General features: G+C 58.1%; 20 protein-coding genes. 6 read left to right on the forward strand and 14 right to left on the reverse strand.

Annotated features, from left to right (window positions below; all coding sequences use genetic code 11):
* Positions 1 to 10: 10 nt before the first annotated feature.
* The 7 genes from phoA to ABLU87_RS28755 form a co-directional block, all read right to left on the reverse strand.
* Positions 11 to 1,441, reverse strand: coding sequence for an alkaline phosphatase (phoA, locus tag ABLU87_RS28725; RefSeq protein WP_196942045.1), 1,431 nt, complete (start codon positions 1,439 to 1,441; stop codon positions 11 to 13).
* Between the two features lie 88 nt (positions 1,442 to 1,529).
* On the reverse strand, positions 1,530 to 1,790 hold the full coding sequence (iraP, locus tag ABLU87_RS28730; protein WP_004848155.1) for an anti-adapter protein IraP: 261 nt from the start codon (positions 1,788 to 1,790) through the stop codon (positions 1,530 to 1,532).
* 227 nt (positions 1,791 to 2,017) lie between these two features.
* On the reverse strand, positions 2,018 to 3,010 hold the full coding sequence (locus tag ABLU87_RS28735; RefSeq protein WP_014837560.1) for a substrate-binding domain-containing protein: 993 nt from the start codon (positions 3,008 to 3,010) through the stop codon (positions 2,018 to 2,020).
* A 66-nt stretch (positions 3,011 to 3,076) separates the two neighbouring features.
* Complete coding sequence (locus ABLU87_RS28740) at positions 3,077 to 4,363, reverse strand: MFS transporter (RefSeq protein ID WP_004848153.1); 1,287 nt, start codon at positions 4,361 to 4,363, stop codon at positions 3,077 to 3,079.
* A 94-nt stretch (positions 4,364 to 4,457) separates the two neighbouring features.
* On the reverse strand, positions 4,458 to 5,222 hold the full coding sequence (gene idnO / locus ABLU87_RS28745) for a gluconate 5-dehydrogenase (protein ID WP_014228137.1): 765 nt from the start codon (positions 5,220 to 5,222) through the stop codon (positions 4,458 to 4,460).
* Positions 5,223 to 5,399: 177 nt separating this feature from the next.
* Positions 5,400 to 6,599 (reverse strand): multidrug efflux MFS transporter, encoded by a 1,200-nt coding sequence (locus ABLU87_RS28750; RefSeq protein ID WP_014228136.1) that lies wholly within the window; start codon positions 6,597 to 6,599, stop codon positions 5,400 to 5,402.
* Between the two features lie 169 nt (positions 6,600 to 6,768).
* Positions 6,769 to 7,452, reverse strand: coding sequence for an extensin family protein (locus tag ABLU87_RS28755; protein WP_014228135.1), 684 nt, complete (start codon positions 7,450 to 7,452; stop codon positions 6,769 to 6,771).
* Positions 7,453 to 7,553: 101 nt separating this feature from the next.
* On the opposite strand from ABLU87_RS28755, the gene ddlA reads away from it, so the two are divergent.
* Positions 7,554 to 8,651 carry a D-alanine--D-alanine ligase gene (gene ddlA, locus ABLU87_RS28760; protein WP_057173163.1) on the forward strand — a complete coding sequence of 366 codons (1,098 nt, stop codon included), beginning with the start codon at positions 7,554 to 7,556 and terminating at the stop codon, positions 8,649 to 8,651.
* A 115-nt stretch (positions 8,652 to 8,766) separates the two neighbouring features.
* On the opposite strand, the gene ABLU87_RS28765 is transcribed toward ddlA, so the two are convergent.
* Positions 8,767 to 8,970 (reverse strand): DUF2754 family protein, encoded by a 204-nt coding sequence (locus ABLU87_RS28765; protein ID WP_004132489.1) that lies wholly within the window; start codon positions 8,968 to 8,970, stop codon positions 8,767 to 8,769.
* A 255-nt stretch (positions 8,971 to 9,225) separates the two neighbouring features.
* Between ABLU87_RS28765 and ABLU87_RS28770 the strand changes: the two genes are divergently transcribed.
* A complete protein-coding gene (locus tag ABLU87_RS28770) occupies positions 9,226 to 9,528 on the forward strand; it encodes a DUF2755 family protein (protein ID WP_009653569.1) in 303 nt (100 codons plus the stop codon).
* On the opposite strand, the gene ABLU87_RS28775 is transcribed toward ABLU87_RS28770, so the two are convergent.
* The 3 genes from ABLU87_RS28775 to ABLU87_RS28785 all read right to left on the reverse strand — a co-directional run bounded on the left by ABLU87_RS28775 (position 9,525) and on the right by ABLU87_RS28785 (position 12,500).
* Positions 9,525 to 10,631: a DUF1615 domain-containing protein gene (locus tag ABLU87_RS28775; protein WP_122117136.1), complete on the reverse strand. Its 1,107-nt coding sequence runs from the start codon at positions 10,629 to 10,631 to the stop codon at positions 9,525 to 9,527. The genes ABLU87_RS28770 and ABLU87_RS28775 overlap by 4 nt on opposite strands.
* Before the next feature lie 18 nt (positions 10,632 to 10,649).
* Complete coding sequence (sbmA, locus tag ABLU87_RS28780) at positions 10,650 to 11,870, reverse strand: peptide antibiotic transporter SbmA (protein WP_025107199.1); 1,221 nt, start codon at positions 11,868 to 11,870, stop codon at positions 10,650 to 10,652.
* 117 nt (positions 11,871 to 11,987) lie between these two features.
* Positions 11,988 to 12,500, reverse strand: coding sequence for an isochorismatase family protein (locus tag ABLU87_RS28785; RefSeq protein WP_183129327.1), 513 nt, complete (start codon positions 12,498 to 12,500; stop codon positions 11,988 to 11,990).
* Positions 12,501 to 12,720: 220 nt separating this feature from the next.
* Between ABLU87_RS28785 and ampH the strand changes: the two genes are divergently transcribed.
* The 4 genes from ampH (at position 12,721) to ABLU87_RS28805 (ending at position 17,611) form a co-directional block, all read left to right on the forward strand.
* Positions 12,721 to 13,881 (forward strand): D-alanyl-D-alanine-carboxypeptidase/endopeptidase AmpH, encoded by a 1,161-nt coding sequence (ampH, locus tag ABLU87_RS28790; protein WP_025107201.1) that lies wholly within the window; start codon positions 12,721 to 12,723, stop codon positions 13,879 to 13,881.
* A 106-nt stretch (positions 13,882 to 13,987) separates the two neighbouring features.
* Positions 13,988 to 14,962, forward strand: coding sequence for a porphobilinogen synthase (gene hemB / locus ABLU87_RS28795; protein ID WP_004848143.1), 975 nt, complete (start codon positions 13,988 to 13,990; stop codon positions 14,960 to 14,962).
* Between the two features lie 212 nt (positions 14,963 to 15,174).
* Positions 15,175 to 15,666 (forward strand): transposase, encoded by a 492-nt coding sequence (locus ABLU87_RS28800; RefSeq protein WP_032748194.1) that lies wholly within the window; start codon positions 15,175 to 15,177, stop codon positions 15,664 to 15,666.
* Positions 15,667 to 15,892: 226 nt separating this feature from the next.
* Positions 15,893 to 17,611, forward strand: coding sequence for a lysophospholipid acyltransferase family protein (locus ABLU87_RS28805; protein ID WP_106510526.1), 1,719 nt, complete (start codon positions 15,893 to 15,895; stop codon positions 17,609 to 17,611).
* A 163-nt stretch (positions 17,612 to 17,774) separates the two neighbouring features.
* Here the strand turns inward: ABLU87_RS28805 and tauD are convergent, their stop codons facing one another.
* The 3 genes from tauD to tauB are packed head-to-tail and all read right to left on the reverse strand — an operon-like array spanning position 17,775 to position 20,214.
* A complete protein-coding gene (tauD, locus tag ABLU87_RS28810) occupies positions 17,775 to 18,626 on the reverse strand; it encodes a taurine dioxygenase (RefSeq protein WP_032694131.1) in 852 nt (283 codons plus the stop codon).
* Positions 18,623 to 19,450: a taurine ABC transporter permease TauC gene (tauC, locus tag ABLU87_RS28815; RefSeq protein WP_004848136.1), complete on the reverse strand. Its 828-nt coding sequence runs from the start codon at positions 19,448 to 19,450 to the stop codon at positions 18,623 to 18,625. The genes tauD and tauC overlap by 4 nt, the downstream gene beginning before the upstream one ends.
* Positions 19,447 to 20,214 (reverse strand): taurine ABC transporter ATP-binding subunit, encoded by a 768-nt coding sequence (tauB, locus tag ABLU87_RS28820; protein WP_004848135.1) that lies wholly within the window; start codon positions 20,212 to 20,214, stop codon positions 19,447 to 19,449. The genes tauC and tauB overlap by 4 nt, the downstream gene beginning before the upstream one ends.
* Positions 20,215 to 20,223 lie beyond the last annotated feature (9 nt).

Genomic DNA, 20,223 nt, shown 5'->3' on the forward strand with positions numbered 1-20,223 from the left:
CGGCGCCCGGTTATTTCAGATTAAGTGCGGCTTTCATGGTGTAGAACAGGTCCGTCTGGTCGGTTAAACCCACCACGTTGGCCGCGTGCGGGCCGTAGGCGGCAATACGCAGCTGGGTGCCGGTATGTTCCATCGACTCTTCTTCAGAGTTGCCGTAGCTCATCACCATCACCGAACCATCTTTGGTATTCAGCGCCTGCGTCAGGCCCGGCGCTTTGGTATCTGCCGGGATAATCTGGCTGGCGTGAGCGTGGTCGGCGGTGACGATAACCAGGGTATTGCCCTCTTTTTTGGCAAATTCCAGCGCCTTCTGTACCGCTTCGTCCAGATCGACGGTCTCGCCAATCTGACCGCACGGATTCGCCGCGTGATCCTGTTTATCGATAGAAGCGCCTTCCACCTGCAGGAAGAACCCCTTCTCATTGCTGCTCAGCAGATCGATGGCTTTTTCGGTCATCTGCGCCAGCGTCGGCACCGATGCATCGCGTTTCGGGTTCGGCGTACAGGTCACCGCCGCCTTATCGATATTGCCGTGATAAGACGCCTTTGGGCCTTCCCAACGCACCGGCATATTGCCTTCCGCGAAGAGACCGAGCAGCGGTTTGTCCTGATTGGCCTGGCTAATGGCGGCCAGCGAGCTGGCGTCGGTGACGATCTGGTAGCCGCGGGCTACCGCCTGATCGTGCAGCGTTTTGCCCTGCCATTCACCGGCCGTCGCGCTTTCCGCGAAGGTTTTCGCGCCGCCGCCCAGGGTCACGTCGGGACGGGCGTTCAGCAGCTGTTCGGTAATCGAACCTTTACCGCCCTTTTCCAGCGCGTTGCTGGCGCATTTTTCGCTGGTCACCCTCGGGCCGTAGCATTTACGCGACGTCACATGCGCCACCAGCGCAGCGGGAGTGGCGTCCTGCAGTTCCGCCGTGGAGACGTTACCGGTGGCTAAGCCCGCCGCTTTCGCCAGCTCAAGGATGGTCTGATGATCTTTTTCATGGATATCCACGCCCAGCGCGCCGTTATAGCTTTTCACGCCGGTGGTCCAGGCCGTTGCGGAAGCGGCGGAGTCGGTGACATAATCCGGCTTGCCGGTTTTCTTATCCAGAGAATAATGGGTGTACTGGCCGGTCAGCGGCAGCGCGTCAATGCCTTTAAAGAAGCCGCCCGCCCCTTCTGCATAATTTCGCGCGGCGGTGATTTCAGAATCGCCCATTCCGTCGCCAATCAGCAAAATAATATTTTTAGCCGGTTTATTGATTAACGAAGCGCGCAGCGCCTCGGTCTGGTCACCGCTTAAACGACGCGCGCCGCCCGGCGTGGTGATATCGCCCTGCGCGGCACGATTTTCCAGAACCGGTGCGGTTGTTGTTTCTGCGTGAATAATCGGGGAGCCCAGCAGAGGCAGCAGGGCAATAAACAGGGCGCTTAATTTCACTTTTATCGTCTCCATGTAAAAAATACTTTAAAAAACAAAACGAGGGAGACTGTATAAAAGCGATGTGACAGTAAAATGACAGCATCCATACCCTGTCACAAAACTAACTACGAGGATGCCGTAACAGCTTCTTTATATATTGCTGCAGGAGCTGGGTATCGCGGTCATCCACCAGCGGGCCGGGGCTGGCCTCATCGATGGCCTGCTCAATATCGGTGATGAGCGCCTGCTGGGCGTCCTGCTCCATATGACGTAGCAGAGCGGTCACCACCACTTCCAGCGCCTCAACCTGGGCCGTCAGCTCCTTCGATTCTTCTTCCTTTTGGGCGAGTTTTACCAGTAGCTCAGCAATGAGATTCTTCACAGCACTTTATCCTTATGCGAGGTCCGTAGTCTGCTATTTATGTCATACATTAGCCGTCGGTTGCCACTATTATTTTTTAAAAAAGTTCGCCACGCCGGTGAATAACAAGCGAAACGTTTTGCTCTTTGCATGCCACCCGCCAGGAATTTACTCAATGCGGATTAATAAGCATCATAACCAACTTTAACAAATAAGAATAAAATGGAATATCGCTATTCTATCGATAACTATAACGTATCGCCATAATATATCTGGTAGGCCAGATTCACGCTGTCCGGCGCGTCTTTACCGGCCAGGCGCGCAATAAGTATTTCGCTCGCCGTTTTACCGATTTCATAACGTGGGGTAATGACGCTGGCTATTTTTTGCAGCCGCGCACGGCCAATTTCCAGCCCGTGAAAACCGGCGATGGCGATCTCCTGCGGAACGGCTTTCCCCTGCGCCTGGCACTCGAGCAGCACCCCCACCGCCAGATCGTCGTTGGTACAAAAAATGGCGTCAATATCCGGGCGCGTCTGCTGCATCTGCAGGAACATCTGCCGGCCAAGCGCAACCGAGGAGATGGTCCGCGGCGCCATGTGATACGCCTTCAGGCCGTGCTCCGCCAGCGCCAGCTCGGTGCCGCGGAAGCGGCTTAAATCGCGGGGATCGTCCATTGAACCAAAAAAGGCGATCGCCCGTTTGCCGCTCTCAAGAAAAGCATGGGTCATATCCCACGCCGCCTTTTCGTTATCGAACCCCACCTGGATATCCAGCTGCTGGCCGCCGTAGTCCATCAGTTCAGCGACGGGGATACCGCTGGCGCGCACGTACTGCACCATGCGATCGCTGTGCTGCTTCCCGGTCAAAATCAGCCCATCGATATTATAAGAGAGCAGATTGAGCACTTCGCGCTCTTCGCGCTGCGGGTCATATTCGTAGTTGGCAATCAGGGTCTGATACTGGTGCGCGGAGGTCACCGACTCAATGCCGGCCAGCACATCGGCAAAAATCTGGTTGCGGAAGGAGGGAATAAGCACGCCAATCGTTTTACTCCGGGCGTTAAGCAGGATTTCCGGGGCGCGGTTAGGGATATAGTTATTCTCTTCCATGACCTTTGAAATCAGCTCACGGCTGCGCTCAGAAACCTGGCCGGGGTCACGTAAATAACGGCTGACCGTCATTTTATTCAGCCCCGCCAGGTTGGCGATATCCTGCAATGTCATCCGGTTGTTTTTCATCAGGTTCTCTACGACAAGCGACTTTTATGCTCGCAGAGAACCTTACCACAGCAGCGGCGGTTTATGTTAGCCGGCAACCTTTTTTGCCGTCACCGGGGAAACGGGTTGCGGGTTAGCGCGCACGTTGTACATCAGCACGACGGAGGACAGCAGCGCGACAGCCATAAAGGTATAGGAAACCCCCGGCCCGCCGGTAATCCCGTTGAGGTACCCCACCAGCCACGCGCCGAGGAAAGCGCCGAGCGCGCCAAAGCTGTTGATTAAGCCCATCGATACGCCGGAAACGTTGCGCGGCAGCAGTTCAGGAATAAGCGCGAAGAACGGCCCATACGGCGCATACATGCAGGCCGCGGCAATGACCAGTAGCGCATAGGAGAGCCAGAACGCCTGGTTGCCCACCAGCCAGGAGCCAAAGAAAGCGATAGCGGCAATCAGCAATAACGGCCAAATAAACAGTTTACGATTCTGGAACTTATCCGACAGCCAGGAGACCGTCAGCATCAGGATAATTGCCGCCAGGTACGGCACCGCCGCCAGCCAGCCCACCGCCACGATATCCATCTGCGCGGCGTTCTTCAGAATCGACGGCATCCACATCATGAAGCCGTACACGCCGATGCTCCACAGCGCGTGCACGGCGCAGAGCATGATCACATTGCGCGAGCGCAGCGCTTCACCGTAGTTGCGCACCGGCTTGATATGACTCTGCTCGCTGTCCATCACCTTCTGCAGGGTCTCTTTTTCCTGCTCGTTCAGCCAGGAAACCTCGGACGGTTTATCGCGCACCAGTATCCACCAGCATACCGCCCACAGTACCGCCGGAATGCCTTCGATGATAAACATTTCGCGCCAGCCCCACGCCTGAATCAGGTAGCCGGAAACGATGGACATCCACAGCACCGTTACCGGGTTTCCGAGGATCAGGAACGTGTTGGCGCGCGAACGCTCGGTTTTCGTAAACCAGTTGCTGATATAAATCAGCATCGCCGGCATCACCGCCGCCTCAACCACACCAAGGGTAAAGCGAATCGCCATCAGCATCGGAATATTGCTGACGAACCCGGTCGCCGCCGCGCAGAATCCCCATAAAATCAGGCTAAAGAAAATCATTTTTCGCACGCTGCGTTTTACCGCATATATCGCGCCGGGTACCTGGAAAAAGAAATAGCCGAGAAAAAATAGCGCGCCAATAAGCGATGCCGTTCCTTTGGTAATACCCAAATCGCTTTCAATTCCCGCCGCAGCGGCAAAACCATAATTCGCACGGTCAAGGTAGGCCAGACTATAGGTAATAAATATAATCGGCATTAAATACCACCAGCGACGCGCGGGTAATTTCGCGAGCATGTGCATAAGCACTCCTCAGATATCAATATCATCACACGGGTTTAATACTCTGTCCTTCAGGTAGTGCGGGCACGCTGCTGCCCGAAGGACGCGAAGTGATTCAGACAGCGGCAAGCATTCCGCCGTCCACAAACAGCAAATGACCGTTAACAAAGTTTGCCGCCGACGAGGCCAGATATACCGCGGCGCCAATCAGTTCTTCCGGTTTTCCCCAGCGCGCCGCCGGGGTACGCTGGTACAGCCAGGCGGAAAACGCCTCATCGTTGACCAGGGCGGCCGTCATGTCGGTGGCAAAATATCCCGGCGCGATACCGTTAACCTGAATATTATATTCGGCCAGCTCAACGCACATGCCGCGAGTCAGCATTTTAACCGCCCCTTTCGAGGCCGCATAAGGCGTAATGGTTTTACGCCCCAGCTCGCTCTGCATTGAGCAAATATTAATTATTTTCCCCGCGCGGCGGCCCATCATATATTTCGCCACCTGCTGTGAAACCAGGAAAACGCCCTTCTGATTGACCTCAATAACGTTATCCCACTCCTCCTCCGGAAATTCGGTAAAAGGGAAACGCCGCTGGATTCCGGCGTTATTAATTAAAATATCAATGGCGCCGATCTCCTCTTCGATGCGGGCTATCGCCTGCTCGACCTGCGCCGCCCGGGTGACATCAAAGGCGACCCCTACCGCATGAAAACCCTGCGCCACCAGCGCCTGCGCCGCCTGGTCCGCGCGCGCCTGGGTGCGGTCGTTGATGATGATCTCCGCGCCGTACTCCGCCAGGCCGCCGGCCAGCAGATGGCCAATCCCCTGAGCGGATCCGGTGATCAGCGCGCGCTTCCCTGACAAATCAAATAAATTTCGCATAAAACCTCTTTTTCAATAACTGTTACGCGTAACTGTATACGCGTAACAGTCAGGAATAGAAGAGAATGAGAGGGGAAAATGATCGTTTTGTGATCGGTGATACATTTAGAGCTTCAGGAACACCGAGGCCGCTACTGACGCTGTCGCATCCATCGCGGCCGAGGAGAAAGAGCGGAATTAAGCCGCAGGACGGCGGCTGCGGCGCAGCATGATGGCCAGCTGCCAGATATTGATCAGGACAATAACCGCCGTGGCGATAAACACCCAGCGGAAGCCGGCCATGGCCGAGACCGACGCGCCAATCAGCGGCCCGGCCACGTTGCCAAGATACATAAACGACTGGTTATAGCCGAAAATACGCCCGGTGACGCTGTCGCTGCAGTATTTGAGCAGAAGCGTTTGCACCGCCGGCAGCATCGCCCCATCGGCAAAACCGAGCAGGAACCGCAGGACGCCAAGCTGGAATGGGGTCGTAACGAACGACATGGCAAAGAACATCACCACCGCGCAGCACAGCGTCGCCAGCAGGATCCGCGAGGTGCCGATCCTGTCGCCCAGTTTCCCCAGACGGGGAGCCGAAATCAGCGCCGACACGCCCGGCACGGCGGCGATCATGCCGGCGAGAAAGGCGATGTTATTGCTATCCGGCGCCATCGACTTGATAAACAGCGCCAGAATCGGGCCGATTGAGCCGTTGCAAAGTTGGATCACCAGAGTGGTGAAAAACAGGCTGATCACCAGTCCCGGATAGGGCAGCGAGGCAAATACCGCCTTGCCGCTCAGCCGCTCCGCCCTCGTGACCTGCGGCCGGGCGCCCTCTTTAATCAGAAACAGCGTCACCAGGAAGCTTACGGTCAGCAAAATCGCGGTGATGATAAATACGGCGCGCAAACCGACGTGGTCAGCCAGAAAACCGCCGAGCAGCGGCCCGCCAATCACGCCGCTGATCTGCGCCGTCGACAGCGTGCTCAGCGCCCAGCCGCTACGCTCGCGCGGAACCTGAGACGCCACCAGCGCCATGGCGTTGGGAATATAGCCGGAAGTCAGTCCCATCACCGCGCGCAGGATAAACAGCTGCCAGACGTTGGTGGCGAACGCCTGAAGTAAAATGGCGATGGCCATCCCCAGCGAGGCGCGCAGCAGCATCAGCTTGCGCCCTTTGCGGTCGGCGAGGCTCCCCCACATCGGCGAGACAATCGCCGACACCAGAAAAGTGACGCTAAACGTCAGGCCCGACCACATGGATAACGCTTCATGCGAGGTCACGCCCAGTTGGGAAACGTACAGCGGCAAAAAGGGAAGAATTTGGCTGATGGCCAGGCCGGTAAAAAAACAGCCAAACCAGACGGAGATAAGATTAACCTTCCAGGATTCCATAACTACGCGTATTCATTAATTTTTTGGCAATTATTAACTAGCTTAGCAATTTCCCCTGTCCGACGTACTACCAGAGATGCGCTGACGGCGAGTTTAGTGTTTTATGACACCAGATTGCCCTATTGCGAATAATTTCATGGTGAAAAGCGTGGTATACAGCGAGTTATGCTCAGAAACAGAACCCCTGGCCGCGCATACCGAGGTGAAAATGGTTCGCATGGGCCGCGTTATAGTCCGGCCCTAAAGCGTTGCCGTAATAGCTGCAACCGCCGGCCAGTAACGCCTGTAGCCAGGGGTGATACTGCGCATCGGGCCACCCTTTCAGCACGCTGATGCGTCGGCCATCGGCCAAACGAAAGCCGCTGATATCCAGCGCCTCCGCGGTAGCGTGCTCGCTGCGCCGCGCGTTCTGACGATGGTAAATATTACGGCAGGCATAGCTGCCAAAATGGTCGACCTGGCGGAGCTCTTGCCCCAGCATCCGCCGAGTCAGCGGTTTCGCCTGCTGTTGCAGATACAGCGCGCTGCTTAACGCCAGCGGGCAGCTGGCGAGGAAGCTGCTGCTGAGCTTTACCGCGCCAAAATCGCGTACCCGAACCACGTTTTGCAGGGGGCACTCTCCCCCGCTATCGGCCACCGCCCGGCTGGTGATGAGATTTCGCTGATTCGCTTCCTTCAGCAGGTTGGCGCACTGTCCGGGCGTCAATCGCCGCAGCTTATAGTGGGTGATGAACCCCGGCGGATCCTCCAGACGCAGCGGCGCCAGCGGGTTATAGTGCGCGGGAAGATAACGATAGCCGTAATATCCGGCCGCCAGCAGCGCCAACAGAACGATAAGCCCTTTTCCTTTCACGCGCTGCCTCCCAATGCTTTACCCGGTGAATATTATGGCAGCCAGGCGGCCGTTTCACATGCTATGTTATGCCCTTTGATGTAATCATGATGGAAGTTGAAATGGCTAAGATGAGGGTTGGGATCGTTTTCGGCGGTAAGTCGGCAGAACATGAAGTATCGCTACAGTCAGCGAAAAATATCGTGGAAGCCATCGACAAAACGCGCTTCGACGTCGTTTTGCTGGGGATTGATAAGCAGGGGCAGTGGCATATCAACGACGCCAGCAACTATCTGCTCAATCCGCAGGACCCCGCCCATATTGCCCTGCGCCCATCCGATATTACCCTGGCGCAAATTCCCGGACGCGAAGCGCAGCAGCTGATTAACGCCGATAGCGGCCAGCCGCTGGCGGCCATCGACGTCATTTTCCCGATTGTTCACGGCACCCTTGGGGAAGATGGTTCTCTGCAGGGTATGCTGCGGATGGCTAACCTGCCCTTCGTCGGCTCCGACGTCCTCGGCTCCGCCGCCTGCATGGACAAAGACGTGACCAAGCGTCTGCTGCGCGATGCCGGGCTGTCGATTGCGCCTTTTATTACCCTGACCCGCGCCAACCGTCATCAGGTGAGCTTTGCCGAAGTGCAGGCGAAGCTGGGCCTGCCGCTGTTCGTCAAACCGGCGAACCAGGGCTCCTCGGTGGGCGTCAGCAAGGTCAACAGCGAAGAGCAGTATCAGCAGGCCGTCGCCCTGGCCTTCGAATTTGACCATAAAGTGGTGGTTGAACAGGGGATTAAAGGGCGTGAGATCGAGTGCGCGGTATTGGGCAACGATAATCCCGAGGCCAGCACCTGCGGTGAAATCGTCCTCAACAGCGAATTCTACGCCTATGACACCAAGTACATTGACGATCAGGGCGCGAAGGTGGTGGTTCCGGCGGCCATCGACAGCGATGTAAACGATAAAATTCGCGAGATCGCCGTTCGCGCCTACCAGACCCTCGGCTGCAGCGGCATGGCGCGCGTCGATGTGTTCCTGACCGCCGATAACGACGTGGTGATTAACGAAATCAATACGCTGCCGGGCTTCACCAACATCAGCATGTATCCGAAGCTATGGCAGGCCAGCGGTCTGGACTATACCAGCCTGATTAGCCGCCTGATTGAGCTGGCGCTTGAGCGTCACGCCGCCGATCGGGCGCTGAAAACATCGATGAATTAAGCCCGGGTAAGCGTTTACGCCGCGACCCGGGGAGTGCGCCGGGGTTGATGTATCAGCCCGGCATCTTCCCGGCTCGCGCTGCGCTTAGCCAGGCTACGGGTTCACCACCTCCGGTTCACGCTTCCTCTGCCGGGCGGCGGCGAATAATAAACCCGGCAATCCAGAAGCTAATGACCCACGTCACCAGCCCAACCGCGTAAGAACGCCAGCCTTCGGTTTCATACCCGAGCAGCCCGACCACGCCATTCATAATAAAAATTAACCCCAGCGCTACCGCGTAGTAGTGCCAATCGCGGCGGATTTTTTCCGTGAGTTTCATAACCACTCCGACAACAAAAAAAGCATCTTCGCATAGCCGCCACCGCGGGTCTGTAGCGGCGTTGAGAATTGTCGCACATTGCGATATCGGTCTAAATTTCACAAATTTGTAGCAAACTCACAACCCGATGAAATCAGGAATATTCCTGGGCGGAAATTACCAGCAATCTGATACTGAAATCCCCCCTTCGTTGCCAGAATTACCCTCTACGTCGCCGTGGAAAAAACGGCAAGAAAGTGAAGTACGGAGGTCAAGATGGCAGAGTTCACCTTTGCAAAGACCGTCAACGGCGGCAAAAAGAGGGGCTCTCTCACCGGCAGCAACATCGCTTACGCTCTGTTTGTGCTGTTTTGCTTCTGGGCCGGTGCGCAAATGCTGAGTATGCTGATCCACGCGCCCGGCGTTTTTGAGCATCTGATTCAAATGCAGGACAGCAGCCGCCCGCGGGTCGAGATTAGCCTGGTGGTCGGTACCCTGTTCGGCCTGATTCCCTTCCTGGCGGGCTGCGTGCTCATTGGTATTCCTGGGCTGATATTCCGCTGGCGCAGCCGCCGCTAACGGCGCGCCATGCAGCTGGCCCGCCGGTCGTCAACGCGTTTGGCAAACCAGGCGGTCGTCAGGTTACGGGTGATTTTCGGGCTCTCAAGCTGAATGCCCGGCAGCACCTCCCGCGGGAGCATTTTGCCGGCTTTCTTATCGGCAATGCGAAACACCTGCTTATAGAGATCGCTCTCTTCAAACGCCAGGGTATCGCCCTTCTTTAACTGACGATGGATATCATCATCGCTCATTGCCAGCTGTGAGGATAACCGGCGCACCGCCAGTTCAGTGGTTCCGGCCTCATCGCTATCGTAGCGAATCAAATCGCCATCCAGCGCCAGCTTCACGCCCGTCGCTTTTGCGACGGCGTTCTGGAAGGCGGCGTTACGGCTGGCGTACCATCCGGCGTTGAAATCAGCAAAACGGTACAGCGGCACGCTGTAGTTCGCCGGATAGTTCAACAGATGATAGGTGCCGAACCACAGACCGCCGCGCAGGCTGAACACCTCCTGGCGTACGGTACCGTCGATTTTCCACGGGTAGCCGTCGGTATGCTGCTCGGCGAAGGCGATGCTGACCTGCATCGGGCCGCCGGTATGCACCGGGTTCAGCGAGCCGAACAGCTTCTGCCCCATCGGCACCATGCCGATAAAATCATCGAAAATCGCGCTCAGCTGCTTTTCGGTTTTCACGCTATCGAGGCGTTCGCTATAGCTTTTGCCGTTGGGCGATTTGATTTTCAGCGCGGTATGCACCAGAAAAACCGGGATATGCATTTTCTCCGCCCGGCGGTCAATCTCCTGCCAGGCGATTTTATTCAGCCCCGGCACCGCCGGGTCGGCCTGATAGTTGGACTCCTGCTGCGCCACCGCCAGCACCGAACAGACGTTCTCTTCCGTCGGCGCCAGCTTCTGGCTGGCAAAGGTTTTGGCGATGGCCTGCGCCCAGGCCTCGCGATCTTTCACGCTGGCGGGCATTTTCTGCCGCACCACCGCGGCAACATCAATCGCCTTTTCGCCCTTTTTCAGCTCCGGCTCCGGCTTGCTGGAGCAGGCGGTGAGGACAATCCCTACCAGTAGCGTCAGGGTGAGAGAAGTGATTCTGGATTGCGCTACCGGCATGGTTCATCCTTGCGTTGATCAACTTAATGTTTGCGTCACGGTCTGCAGCTCTTTGCCATCCAGCTCGCGCTCGAAGCTGCGCAGACGTTTGTAGATAGACATCAGCTCAACCAGTGTAGTCCATGAGCTAATCAGATACTGGAATGAACCGCGGACCTGGCCAAAGACGTTGGTGATCTGGGTCATCAGGCCCAGCGTAATCGTACCGGCAACAATCGACGGAAACAGCAGGAACAAACCGAAAACGTTATCCACCTGCAGATACAGAATACGGGCGATATTGAAATACATGTAGTGGAAATAGAGGCGGAAATAGTTGCGGCGCACGGCGCCAAAGAGCTCACGCACAGTCGGCGGCGTCGCGCGGTTGGCGTCATCTTCGCCGTACACCAGCTCTTTACGATAGGCGGCCTCAACGCGCTGGTTTTTGAACTCCAGGCCGGGCAGCTTGATCCCCACCACCGCCAGCAGGCCGGTACCCATTAACGACCAGATGATGGCGGCAATCACCAGGCCGTAAGGCAGGTGGCCGACAATCGGTAAATCCGGGACGTGCGCGGAGAGCGTCACCAGCACCGGCAGGAAGGCGATAAGGGTCATCACCGCGTTAAGGAAGCTGACGCCCATGCTCTCCAGGGTGGAAGCAAAGCGCATGGTATCTTCCTGCACACGCTGCGCGGCGCCTTCGATATGGCGCAGATGCTGCCAGTGCGCCATATAGTGTTCGTTCATGGCGGTACGCCAGCGGAAAACGTAGTGGCTGACGAAGAAGTTGTTCATCACCCCGATGACCACCGCGATAAGCGCGATGCCGAGAAAGATGCCAATCTCCTGATAAAACTGGTTAATGCTGACCTTATGCGGCGTCGCCAGCGCGGCCTGAATAAGATCGTAGAACGGGGCGTACCAGGCGTTTATCGCCACCCCGACCTCGACCAGAAACCAGGTGACGAAAATAATAAGCGAGGTGCCGAGGATCGACCAGTACTGCCAGCGGTGGGGGCTGTAAATAAACCAAAAGAGGGCGAAAACGCCCACGCAGAATACGTAGAACGCGTAGAACACCAGGTAATTGAGCGACCAAAAGCGCGCCGCGCTAATCGCCACATCCTGGGATGCGCCGGTGACCCGCAGCAGCCAGTCGCCGCCGCCCGCCTGCCAAAAGATCACCGCCAGCAGCGACCAGATAAAGGCAGAAATAAAAAACGGCCCCGGTTTGGGGAAAAAGGATTTAAACATCATGCTCTCCTGCTAACTTCTTTTTCGTTTTGCTGTGCTGTGTACCACAAAGACGCCCGCCGCAAAGCCGTCGCAGCGAAGCAAAGTGGGCGGATGATGAGACCGGATATCAGCAGCTTAGTTCGCCGACCATCCGTTCAGAATTGTTTCTGTCGATTTCACCTGTAAAGGATTGCCCGGAACGGTCAGCGTACGCCACACCTCGTTGTAGTGGGCGATCAGCGTGACGGCCTGCGCCGCCGGGCGGTTGGCTGTGGTATGGGCATCTTCAGCGACGGTAATCGCATAGCCCCGGCTGGCGCCGTTTTTGATGGTGGTATCTACGCAGTAGTCGGTGGCGCAGCCGCAAATCACAAACTGCGTGATGTGATGTTCGCGCAGCACCTCTTCCAGGCGGGTGCGGTAAAAGGCGTCGCAGGCGGTCTTGGTCACGAACAACGCGCCTGCCGGCTGGTGCAGTTCAGTCAGCAAAGCAAAATCTTCGCACCCCTCTTCCAGACCGCCCTCTTCGCAGTGCTGAATGAAGATAACGGTATCCGCGGCGTTTATCAGGCGGTTAATTTGCGCCGCGCAGCGCTCGCGTTCAATACGCGGCGTCGCGAAAACGCCGTTTTGCATATCCACTACCATCACTACCCGTTTCGCCGCCATCGTCTCTTGCCACCCATGTTTAGCCAAAACGAATATCATACGCGCCCGCAGGCGAAAGCCGCTATCCGAAAGCAAAAAAAGGATTTTTTACGCCAGGTTACGTTTTTCCGCACAGAATGGCGTTATTAGCGCTTTGCTCGACGGCGCTTCGTAGTATAAATACGCTCTATATTTTTCTTCACCATGATGGATGCCCCCGTTGAAACGTAGTCTGCTCATTTTTGCTGCGCTGTGCGCGGCGTCGTTGACATCGGTCCAGGCCGCGCAGCCGAGCGTCGACCCGGAATTCGCTGCGGATGTTGTCGACCGTTACGCTAACCATATCTACTACGGCAGCGGCGCGATCGGCATGGCGCTGGTGGTTATCGATGGTAACCAGCGCGTATTCCGCAGCTTCGGCGAGACGCGCCCGGGCAATAATGAGCACCCGCAGCTCGATTCGGTGATTCGCATCGCCTCCCTGAGCAAGCTGATGACCAGCGAAATGCTGGTCAAACTTCTCGACCAGGGCGTGGTGAAGCTCAACGATCCGCTGAGCAAATACGCCCCGCCGGGCGCGCGCGTGCCGACATATCAGGGAGCGCCCATTACGCTGGTGAATCTGGCGACCCATACCAGCGCCCTGCCGCGCGAGCAGCCCGGCGGCGCGGCGCATCGTCCGGTGTTCGTCTGGCCGACGCGCCAGCAGCGCTGGAACTGGCTCTCCACGGCCACGTTAAAAGCCGCGCCGGGTTCCCAGGCCGCCTATTCCAATCTGGCGTTCGATTTACTGGCCGATGCGCTCTCTACCGCCGCGGGCAAGCCCTGGCCGCAGCTGTTTGAAGAGCAGATTACCCGTCCGCTGGGGATGAAAGACACCACCTTTACGCCTTCGCCCGATCAGTGCCGGCGCCTGATGATCCCGGAGAAAGGGGCCAGCCCGTGCAACAATACGCTGGCGGCCATCGGCAGCGGCGGCGTTTACTCCACGCCTGGCGATATGATGCGCTGGATGCAGCAGTTCCTCTCTTCCGATTTCTTCACCCGCGGGCAGCAGGCGGACCGGATGCAGACGCTCATTTATCAACGCAGCCAGCTGACGAGGGTGATCGGGATGGACGTGCCGGGCAAAGCCGATGCGCTGGGTCTCGGCTGGGTCTACATGAAGCCGAAAAACGGCCAGCCGGGCATTATTCAGAAGACCGGCGGCGGCGGCGGTTTTATCACCTACATGGCGATGAACCCGCAGGCTAACGTCGGCGCCTTCGTGGTGGTCACCCGCTCTTCATTGACGCGTTTCAACAACATGAGCGATGGCGTCAACGAGCTGGTCAGCGAATTAAGCGGCGACCGCCCCGGGATTGAGACCGCCAGCCAGTAACCTGTTGGGATGTTTTGCCGACGATAGATAAGGATCGTTTTGGCGAAACATCCCGCCGCCAATTGAGGTAAACTCGCTTTTTTCATTTCACAAAATCAGGCAAACCATGACAGATTTAATCACTCGCCCGCGCCGACTGCGCAAGTCCGCTTCGCTACGTGCCATGTTTGAAGAGACAACACTGAGTTTGAACGACCTGGTGTTGCCGATCTTTGTTGAAGAAGAAATCGACGATTACAAAGCCATCGAAGCGATGCCCGGCGTGATGCGTATTCCGGAAAGACACCTGGCGCGCGAAATCGAGCGCATCGCCAACGCCGGTATCCGTTCGGTGATGACCTTCGGGATTTCCCATCATACCGATGCCGTTGGCAGCGATACCTGGAACGAAAACGGCCTGGTGGCGCGCATGTCCCGCATCTGTAAAGAGGCGGTGCCGGAGATGATCGTGATGTCCGACACCTGTTTCTGCGAATACACCTCCCACGGCCACTGCGGCGTGCTGTGCGACCACGGTGTCGATAACGATTTAACCCTTACCAACCTCGGTAAGCAGGCGGTGGTCGCCGCTGCCGCAGGCGCGGATTTTATCGCCCCGTCCGCCGCGATGGACGGCCAGGTGCAGGCCATTCGCCAGGCGCTGGACGCCGCCGGATTTACCGATACGGCGATTATGTCCTACTCCACTAAGTTCGCTTCATCGTTCTATGGTCCGTTCCGCGAAGCCGCGGGTACCGCGCTGAAAGGCGATCGTAAAACCTATCAGATGAGCCCTATGAACCGCCGCGAAGCGATTCGCGAATCGCTGCTGGACGAAGCCCAGGGCGCCGACTGCCTGATGGTCAAACCGGCCGGTCCCTATCTCGATATCCTGCGCGATCTGCGCGAGCGCACCAACCTGCCGCTCGGCGCGTACCAGGTGAGCGGTGAATACGCGATGATTAAGTTCGCCGCCCAGGCCGGCGCTATCGATGAAGAGAAAGTGGTGCTGGAAAGCCTCGGCGCAATCAAGCGCGCCGGTGCGGATCTGATCTTCAGCTACTTCGCCCTCGATCTCGCCGAAAAGAAAATCCTGCGTTAATTCGGCTATTACCGTTCCCCGGTCGCGCTACGCTTACCGGGGCTACAAACCTGCTCCGGTAGCCCGGGTAAGGCGTCAGCCGCAACCCGGGGAATTCCTCTGCTGCAGAAAGTTGCGAGACTCTTTCCACCATTATCTTTGGATTCTTGCCAGACTGTTACCCCGACTCTATCCTGCCGCTTAAGACGCTATCTTTTGCAAAGGAGCGCTGCATGGTGGCCTACCGTCGTTATTACCTGAAGGGTGGAACCTGGTTTTTTACAGTTAATTTGCGAAACCGAAAAAGCAGACTTCTGACCGAGCACATCGGTACTTTACGTCACGCCATCCTCACCATCAAACGGCGAAAACCCTTTTACATTGATGCATGGGTTATCCTTCCTGAACATCTTCATTGCATCTGGACATTACCCGGAGACGATAGCGATTTCTCCGCCAGATGGCGGGACATAAAAGGTTGCTTTAGCAAAGCATTAAAACAAGAAAATGTCTGGCAACCGCGTTTCTGGGAACATGCAATCCGCGATGAAGAAGACTACCGCCGGCATATCGATTACACCTACATTAATCCTGTAAAACACGGTTGGGTACGACAGGTTTGTGATTGGCCTTTTTCAACCTTTCACCGGGATGTACGCCGCGGGTTATATCCCGATAATTGGGGTGGCGAAATTCACGATTTTTTGTGCGGCGAACGCCAGTAAACCCCCGGTCGCGCTACGCTTACCGGGGCTACGATCTGCTCCGGTTGCCGGGTTCATTGCCAGGCTTCCCCCGGTCGCGCTGCGCTTACCGGGGCTACAATCTGCTCCGGTAGCCCGGGTAAGGCGCCAGCCGCAACCCGGGGAAATATCCCAAATCTTCACTCAACTGTAATCTGAGCGACATCTGCGCCTTCTACTGTCTGGGCAGGACGGAGGAGGTGCCGCTATGTTTAGTCTCGACAATGTCATCGATGACCTGTGGCCTCAGGCAAAGCCAGCGCTCTGGCAGAAAAAGGTGCTGAAAAAGCTCCTGCATGAGGAAGAGTTTCAGCAGTTTGCCGCGCGTCATCATCACCTGAAAGGACTGGATACGGTCGAACAGGTGCTCGAACATCTTAATATCCGCTGCGCTATCCCGGCGCACGATCTCGAACAAATCCCCGAACATGGCCCGCTGGTCATTATCGCCAACCACCCCACCGGTACGCTTGACGGCCTGGCCCTGCTCTACGCGGTGTCCCGCGTGCGCCGCGACGTCAAAGTGGTCACCAACCGCATGCTGACCCACCTTGAACCGCTGAGCTCGCTGTTTATTCCGGTCGATAATATCAACGGCCGAACCGCCAAAGCGGCGCTGCAGCAGATGGACCAGCAGCTGCAAAACGGCGGCGTGCTGATTTTCTTCCCGGCGGGTGAAGTTTCACGCCTCACCCGGCGCGGTATTCGCGATAAAAAATGGCACTCCGGATTTATTAAGCTGGCGGCGAAATACCGCGCCCCGCTGCTGCCGGCGTGGATCCGCGCGCGCAACAGCGCGCTGTTTTACGCCAGCACGCTGATTTCCGATAGCCTGCCGCTGCTGCTGCTGATGCAGCAAATGTTTCGCCGCCGCAACGGCAGCCTGCCGGTTAATTTCGGCCAACAGATTGCCTGGTCAAGCTGGTTCGATCCTCAGCGCTCTGTTCGCGAGCTGACCGAACGCTGCTATCGCCACCTGGAGCTGCTGGCAAAAGGGCAGCCCGGCGTATTTAAAAGCGAAAGCGCTATCGCCCGACCCGAAGACCGCGCCCTGCTCAAGCGCGAACTGGGCCGGGCGGAAACGCTGGGGCGCACGGCGGATGGCAAAGTGATTTATCTCTGGCAGCGCCGCGGCCAGGAAGATGCGCCGGTGCTGCGCGAACTGGGCCGCCTGCGGGAAATCGCCTTCCGCGCGGTGGGCGAAGGCAGCGGCAAACGTCGCGACGTTGACGGTTACGACGACGACTATCTGCATCTGATTCTGTGGGATGAAGAAGACCTGGAAATCGTCGGCGCTTACCGCTTTATGCCGACCGCGATGCAGCTGGAAAAGCGCGGCCTGAACGGCGTCTACAGCTACAGCCTGTTCCATTACGACGCGCGCATGGACGATATTCTGCAGCATGGAATTGAGCTGGGGCGCAGCTTTATCCAGCCGCGCTACTGGGGCCGCCGCGGACTGGACTACCTGTGGTCCGGCATCGGCGCGTATCTGGCGCGCTATCCGCACTATCGCTATCTGTTCGGCCCGGTGTCGATTTCCGGCGGGCTGCCGCCGTCGGCGCGCGATCTGCTGGTCGCGTTCTATCGACTGTGGTTCCCGGCGACGCATCCGCTGGCGGAGTCGCGCCGCCCTTATCCGGCCTCGCTGCCCGATGTGCTGGCGCAGTTTGGCGGAGAAGATTACAACGACGATCTGGCACGGCTGAAGTCCCTGCTCGGCAACCTCGGCTGCGCGATCCCGCCGCTGTATAAGCAGTACTCGGAAGTTTGCGAGCCGGGCGGCGTGCAGTTTATCGATTTCGGCAGCGACCCGGATTTCAACAACTGCGTGGATGGTCTGGTGCTGGTGGACTTGACCTACCTGAAGGCGAACCGCTATCAGCGCTATATTGGGGTGCATCTGGACGTGCAAAAATCGGCATAAAAGCCTTTTCCCGGCTTGCGGCGCATTGCGCCTTAGCCGGGCTACGGGTTTACCGCTTTCTGCGGTCCGGTAGCCCGGACAGGCGCGTTAAGCGCCGCCTCCGGGAAGCAGCGTGCAATACCGCTTCCGATGTTCTCCACGGCGCGCGGCCGGGCTACAAGCATTACCCCGCCCGGTAATAGGGTTTATCCCCGAGAATCGTCGCCCGGTGCATAATGCGCCGCTGCGGCAGGTAATCGGCGTTGGCGTAGTGCTGGGTGACGCGGTTATCCCAAATCGCCACGTCGTTCGGCTGCCAGCGCCAGCGCACCTGGAAGTCCGGTTTAGTAACGTGAGCAAACAGGAAGCCGAGCAGCGCCTCGCTCTCTTTCTCCGTGACGTCAACGATGCGGGTGGTAAAGCCCTCATTGACAAACAGCGCCTGCTTCCCGGTCACCGGATGGGTGCGCACCACCGGATGCAGCAGCGGCGGATTTTTCGCGACCGCCTCCAGCCAGCGCTGATGCTCCTCTTCGCTTTTGCGGTATTTGTACTCCTGAAACGATTTGCGAAAATCATGCTCCGCGCGCAGGCCGCTTAACAGCTGGCGCAAAGGCGCGGAGAGCGCCTCATAGGCCGCAATGCCGCTGGTCCACAGGGTGTCGCCGCCGGTTGACGGCAGCTCTTTTGCCGCGAGGATCGCCCCGGCGGGCGGCGTCTCAATAAAGGTGACATCGGTGTGCCAGTTGTCGTTATCCGGCGGGTTATCGTCGTGGGTATCGAGCACGATAATCTCATCCACACCGGGCGCGTGCGGATAGACCGGATGAATATGCAGGTCGCCAAAGCGCAGGGCGAGATCCCGCTGCTGCTCGGGTGTGATGTTCTGCTCGCGCAGGAACACCACCTGGTGACGCAGCACCGCGTGATACAGCTGCTCAAACTGGTTGTCGCTCAGCGGGCGGGTGATGTCGACACCGGATACCTGCGCGCCAATATACGGCCCCAGCGGGGTAATGCTTAAACGTTCGCTCATTGTACTTCTCCATGCCAGGGCGTCAGGCGACGCTGCAGCGCGCGCAGCCCCAGTTCCAGTAAAAAGGCGATGATGGCAATCACCGCGATCCCGGCCAGCACCACGTCGGTGGCGAGGAACTCACCGGCGGACTGCACCATAAAACCTAACCCGCGGGTGGCGGCAATCAGCTCCGCGGCCACCAGCGTCGACCAGCCCACGCCGAGCCCAATGCGCAGGCCGGTGAGGATCTCCGGCAGCGCGCCGGGCAGGATCACCAGCCACAGCACCTGCGCCCGGCTGGCCCCTAAAGATTGCGCGGCGCGAATGCGCACCTGCTGGGCGCTCTTAACCCCCGCCAGCGCCGACATCGCCACCGGCGCGAATATCGCCAGGTAGATCAGCAGGATCTTCGAGGTCTCGCCGATGCCGAACCAGATCACCATCAGCGGTAAATAGGCCAGCGGCGGCACCGGGCGATAAAGCTCGATCAGCGGGTCGAGGATCCCGCGTACCGTGGGGCTCAGCCCCATGGCGATCCCCACCGGCACGCCGAGCAGTACCGCCGCCAGCAGCGCGATAACGATACGCGTCAGGCTCGCCGCCAGGTGCTGCCAGAGGGTGGCGTCCATAAAACCCTGCGGACCGGCAATAGCGATAAGTTTCTGCAATACCTGTCCCGGCGGCGGCAGAAACAGCGGACTAATCAGCTGCAGGGCGGCAACGGCCCACCAGATAGCCAGCAGTACCGCCAGGGTCGCCACGCTCAGGCTAAGCTGACGCGAGAGCGGCCAGCGCCACTTCAGCCCCCGCTGACGCGGTTTGTCATTGATGACCACGCTCATGAGAAAGCCTCCCGTTGTTCAAATACCCGGCTGAGGACGTATTCGCGCTGTTCGATAAACCGCGGGTCCGATTTAATGCTGCGGCAGGATTCACCGGCGACGAAGCGGCGGCCAAAATCGAGCGGCAGCCGTTCGAGCACCCGGCCCGGCCCCGGCGAGAGTAGTACCAGTTCGGTGGCCATAAACACCGCCTCTTCGATATCGTGGGTAATCAGCAGCACCTTCTTACCGGTCTCGTGCCACAGGCTGAGCAACAGGGTTTGCATCTGCTCGCGGGTAAAGGCATCCAGCGCGCCAAACGGTTCATCAAGCAGCAGCAGCTGCGGGTTGGCCGCCAGCGCGCGGGCAATGCCTACCCGCTGGCGCTGGCCGCCGGAGAGCTGCCAGATAAAGCGCTTTTCCGCCCCTTCGAGGCCCACTTTTTTCAGCATCTGCGCGGCGGTTGCCCGGCGCTGCGTTTTGTCGACCCCGGCCAGCTGCAGCCCGAGCGCAACGTTATCCTGCACGTTGCGCCACGGCAGCAGCCCTTCGTGCTGAAACACCACGCCGCGATCGGCGCCCGGCCCTTCAACCCGCTGGCCTTCAAGGGTGATGCTGCCGTGCTGATAAGGCACGAATCCGGCAATCAGGTTCAGCAGCGTGGTTTTACCGCAGCCGGAGGGCCCCAGGACCACCAGCAGTTCGCCGCTGTCCAGCGTCAGGTTGATATCCGCCAGCGCCGGTTTACCGCCGTAATCGGCGGAAAGATGCGAGATTTGCAGCATCATGACCTC

The organism is Klebsiella sp. CB_Kp196 (assembly GCF_040061575.1).
Classification (GTDB): Bacteria; Pseudomonadota; Gammaproteobacteria; order Enterobacterales; family Enterobacteriaceae; genus Klebsiella; species Klebsiella michiganensis.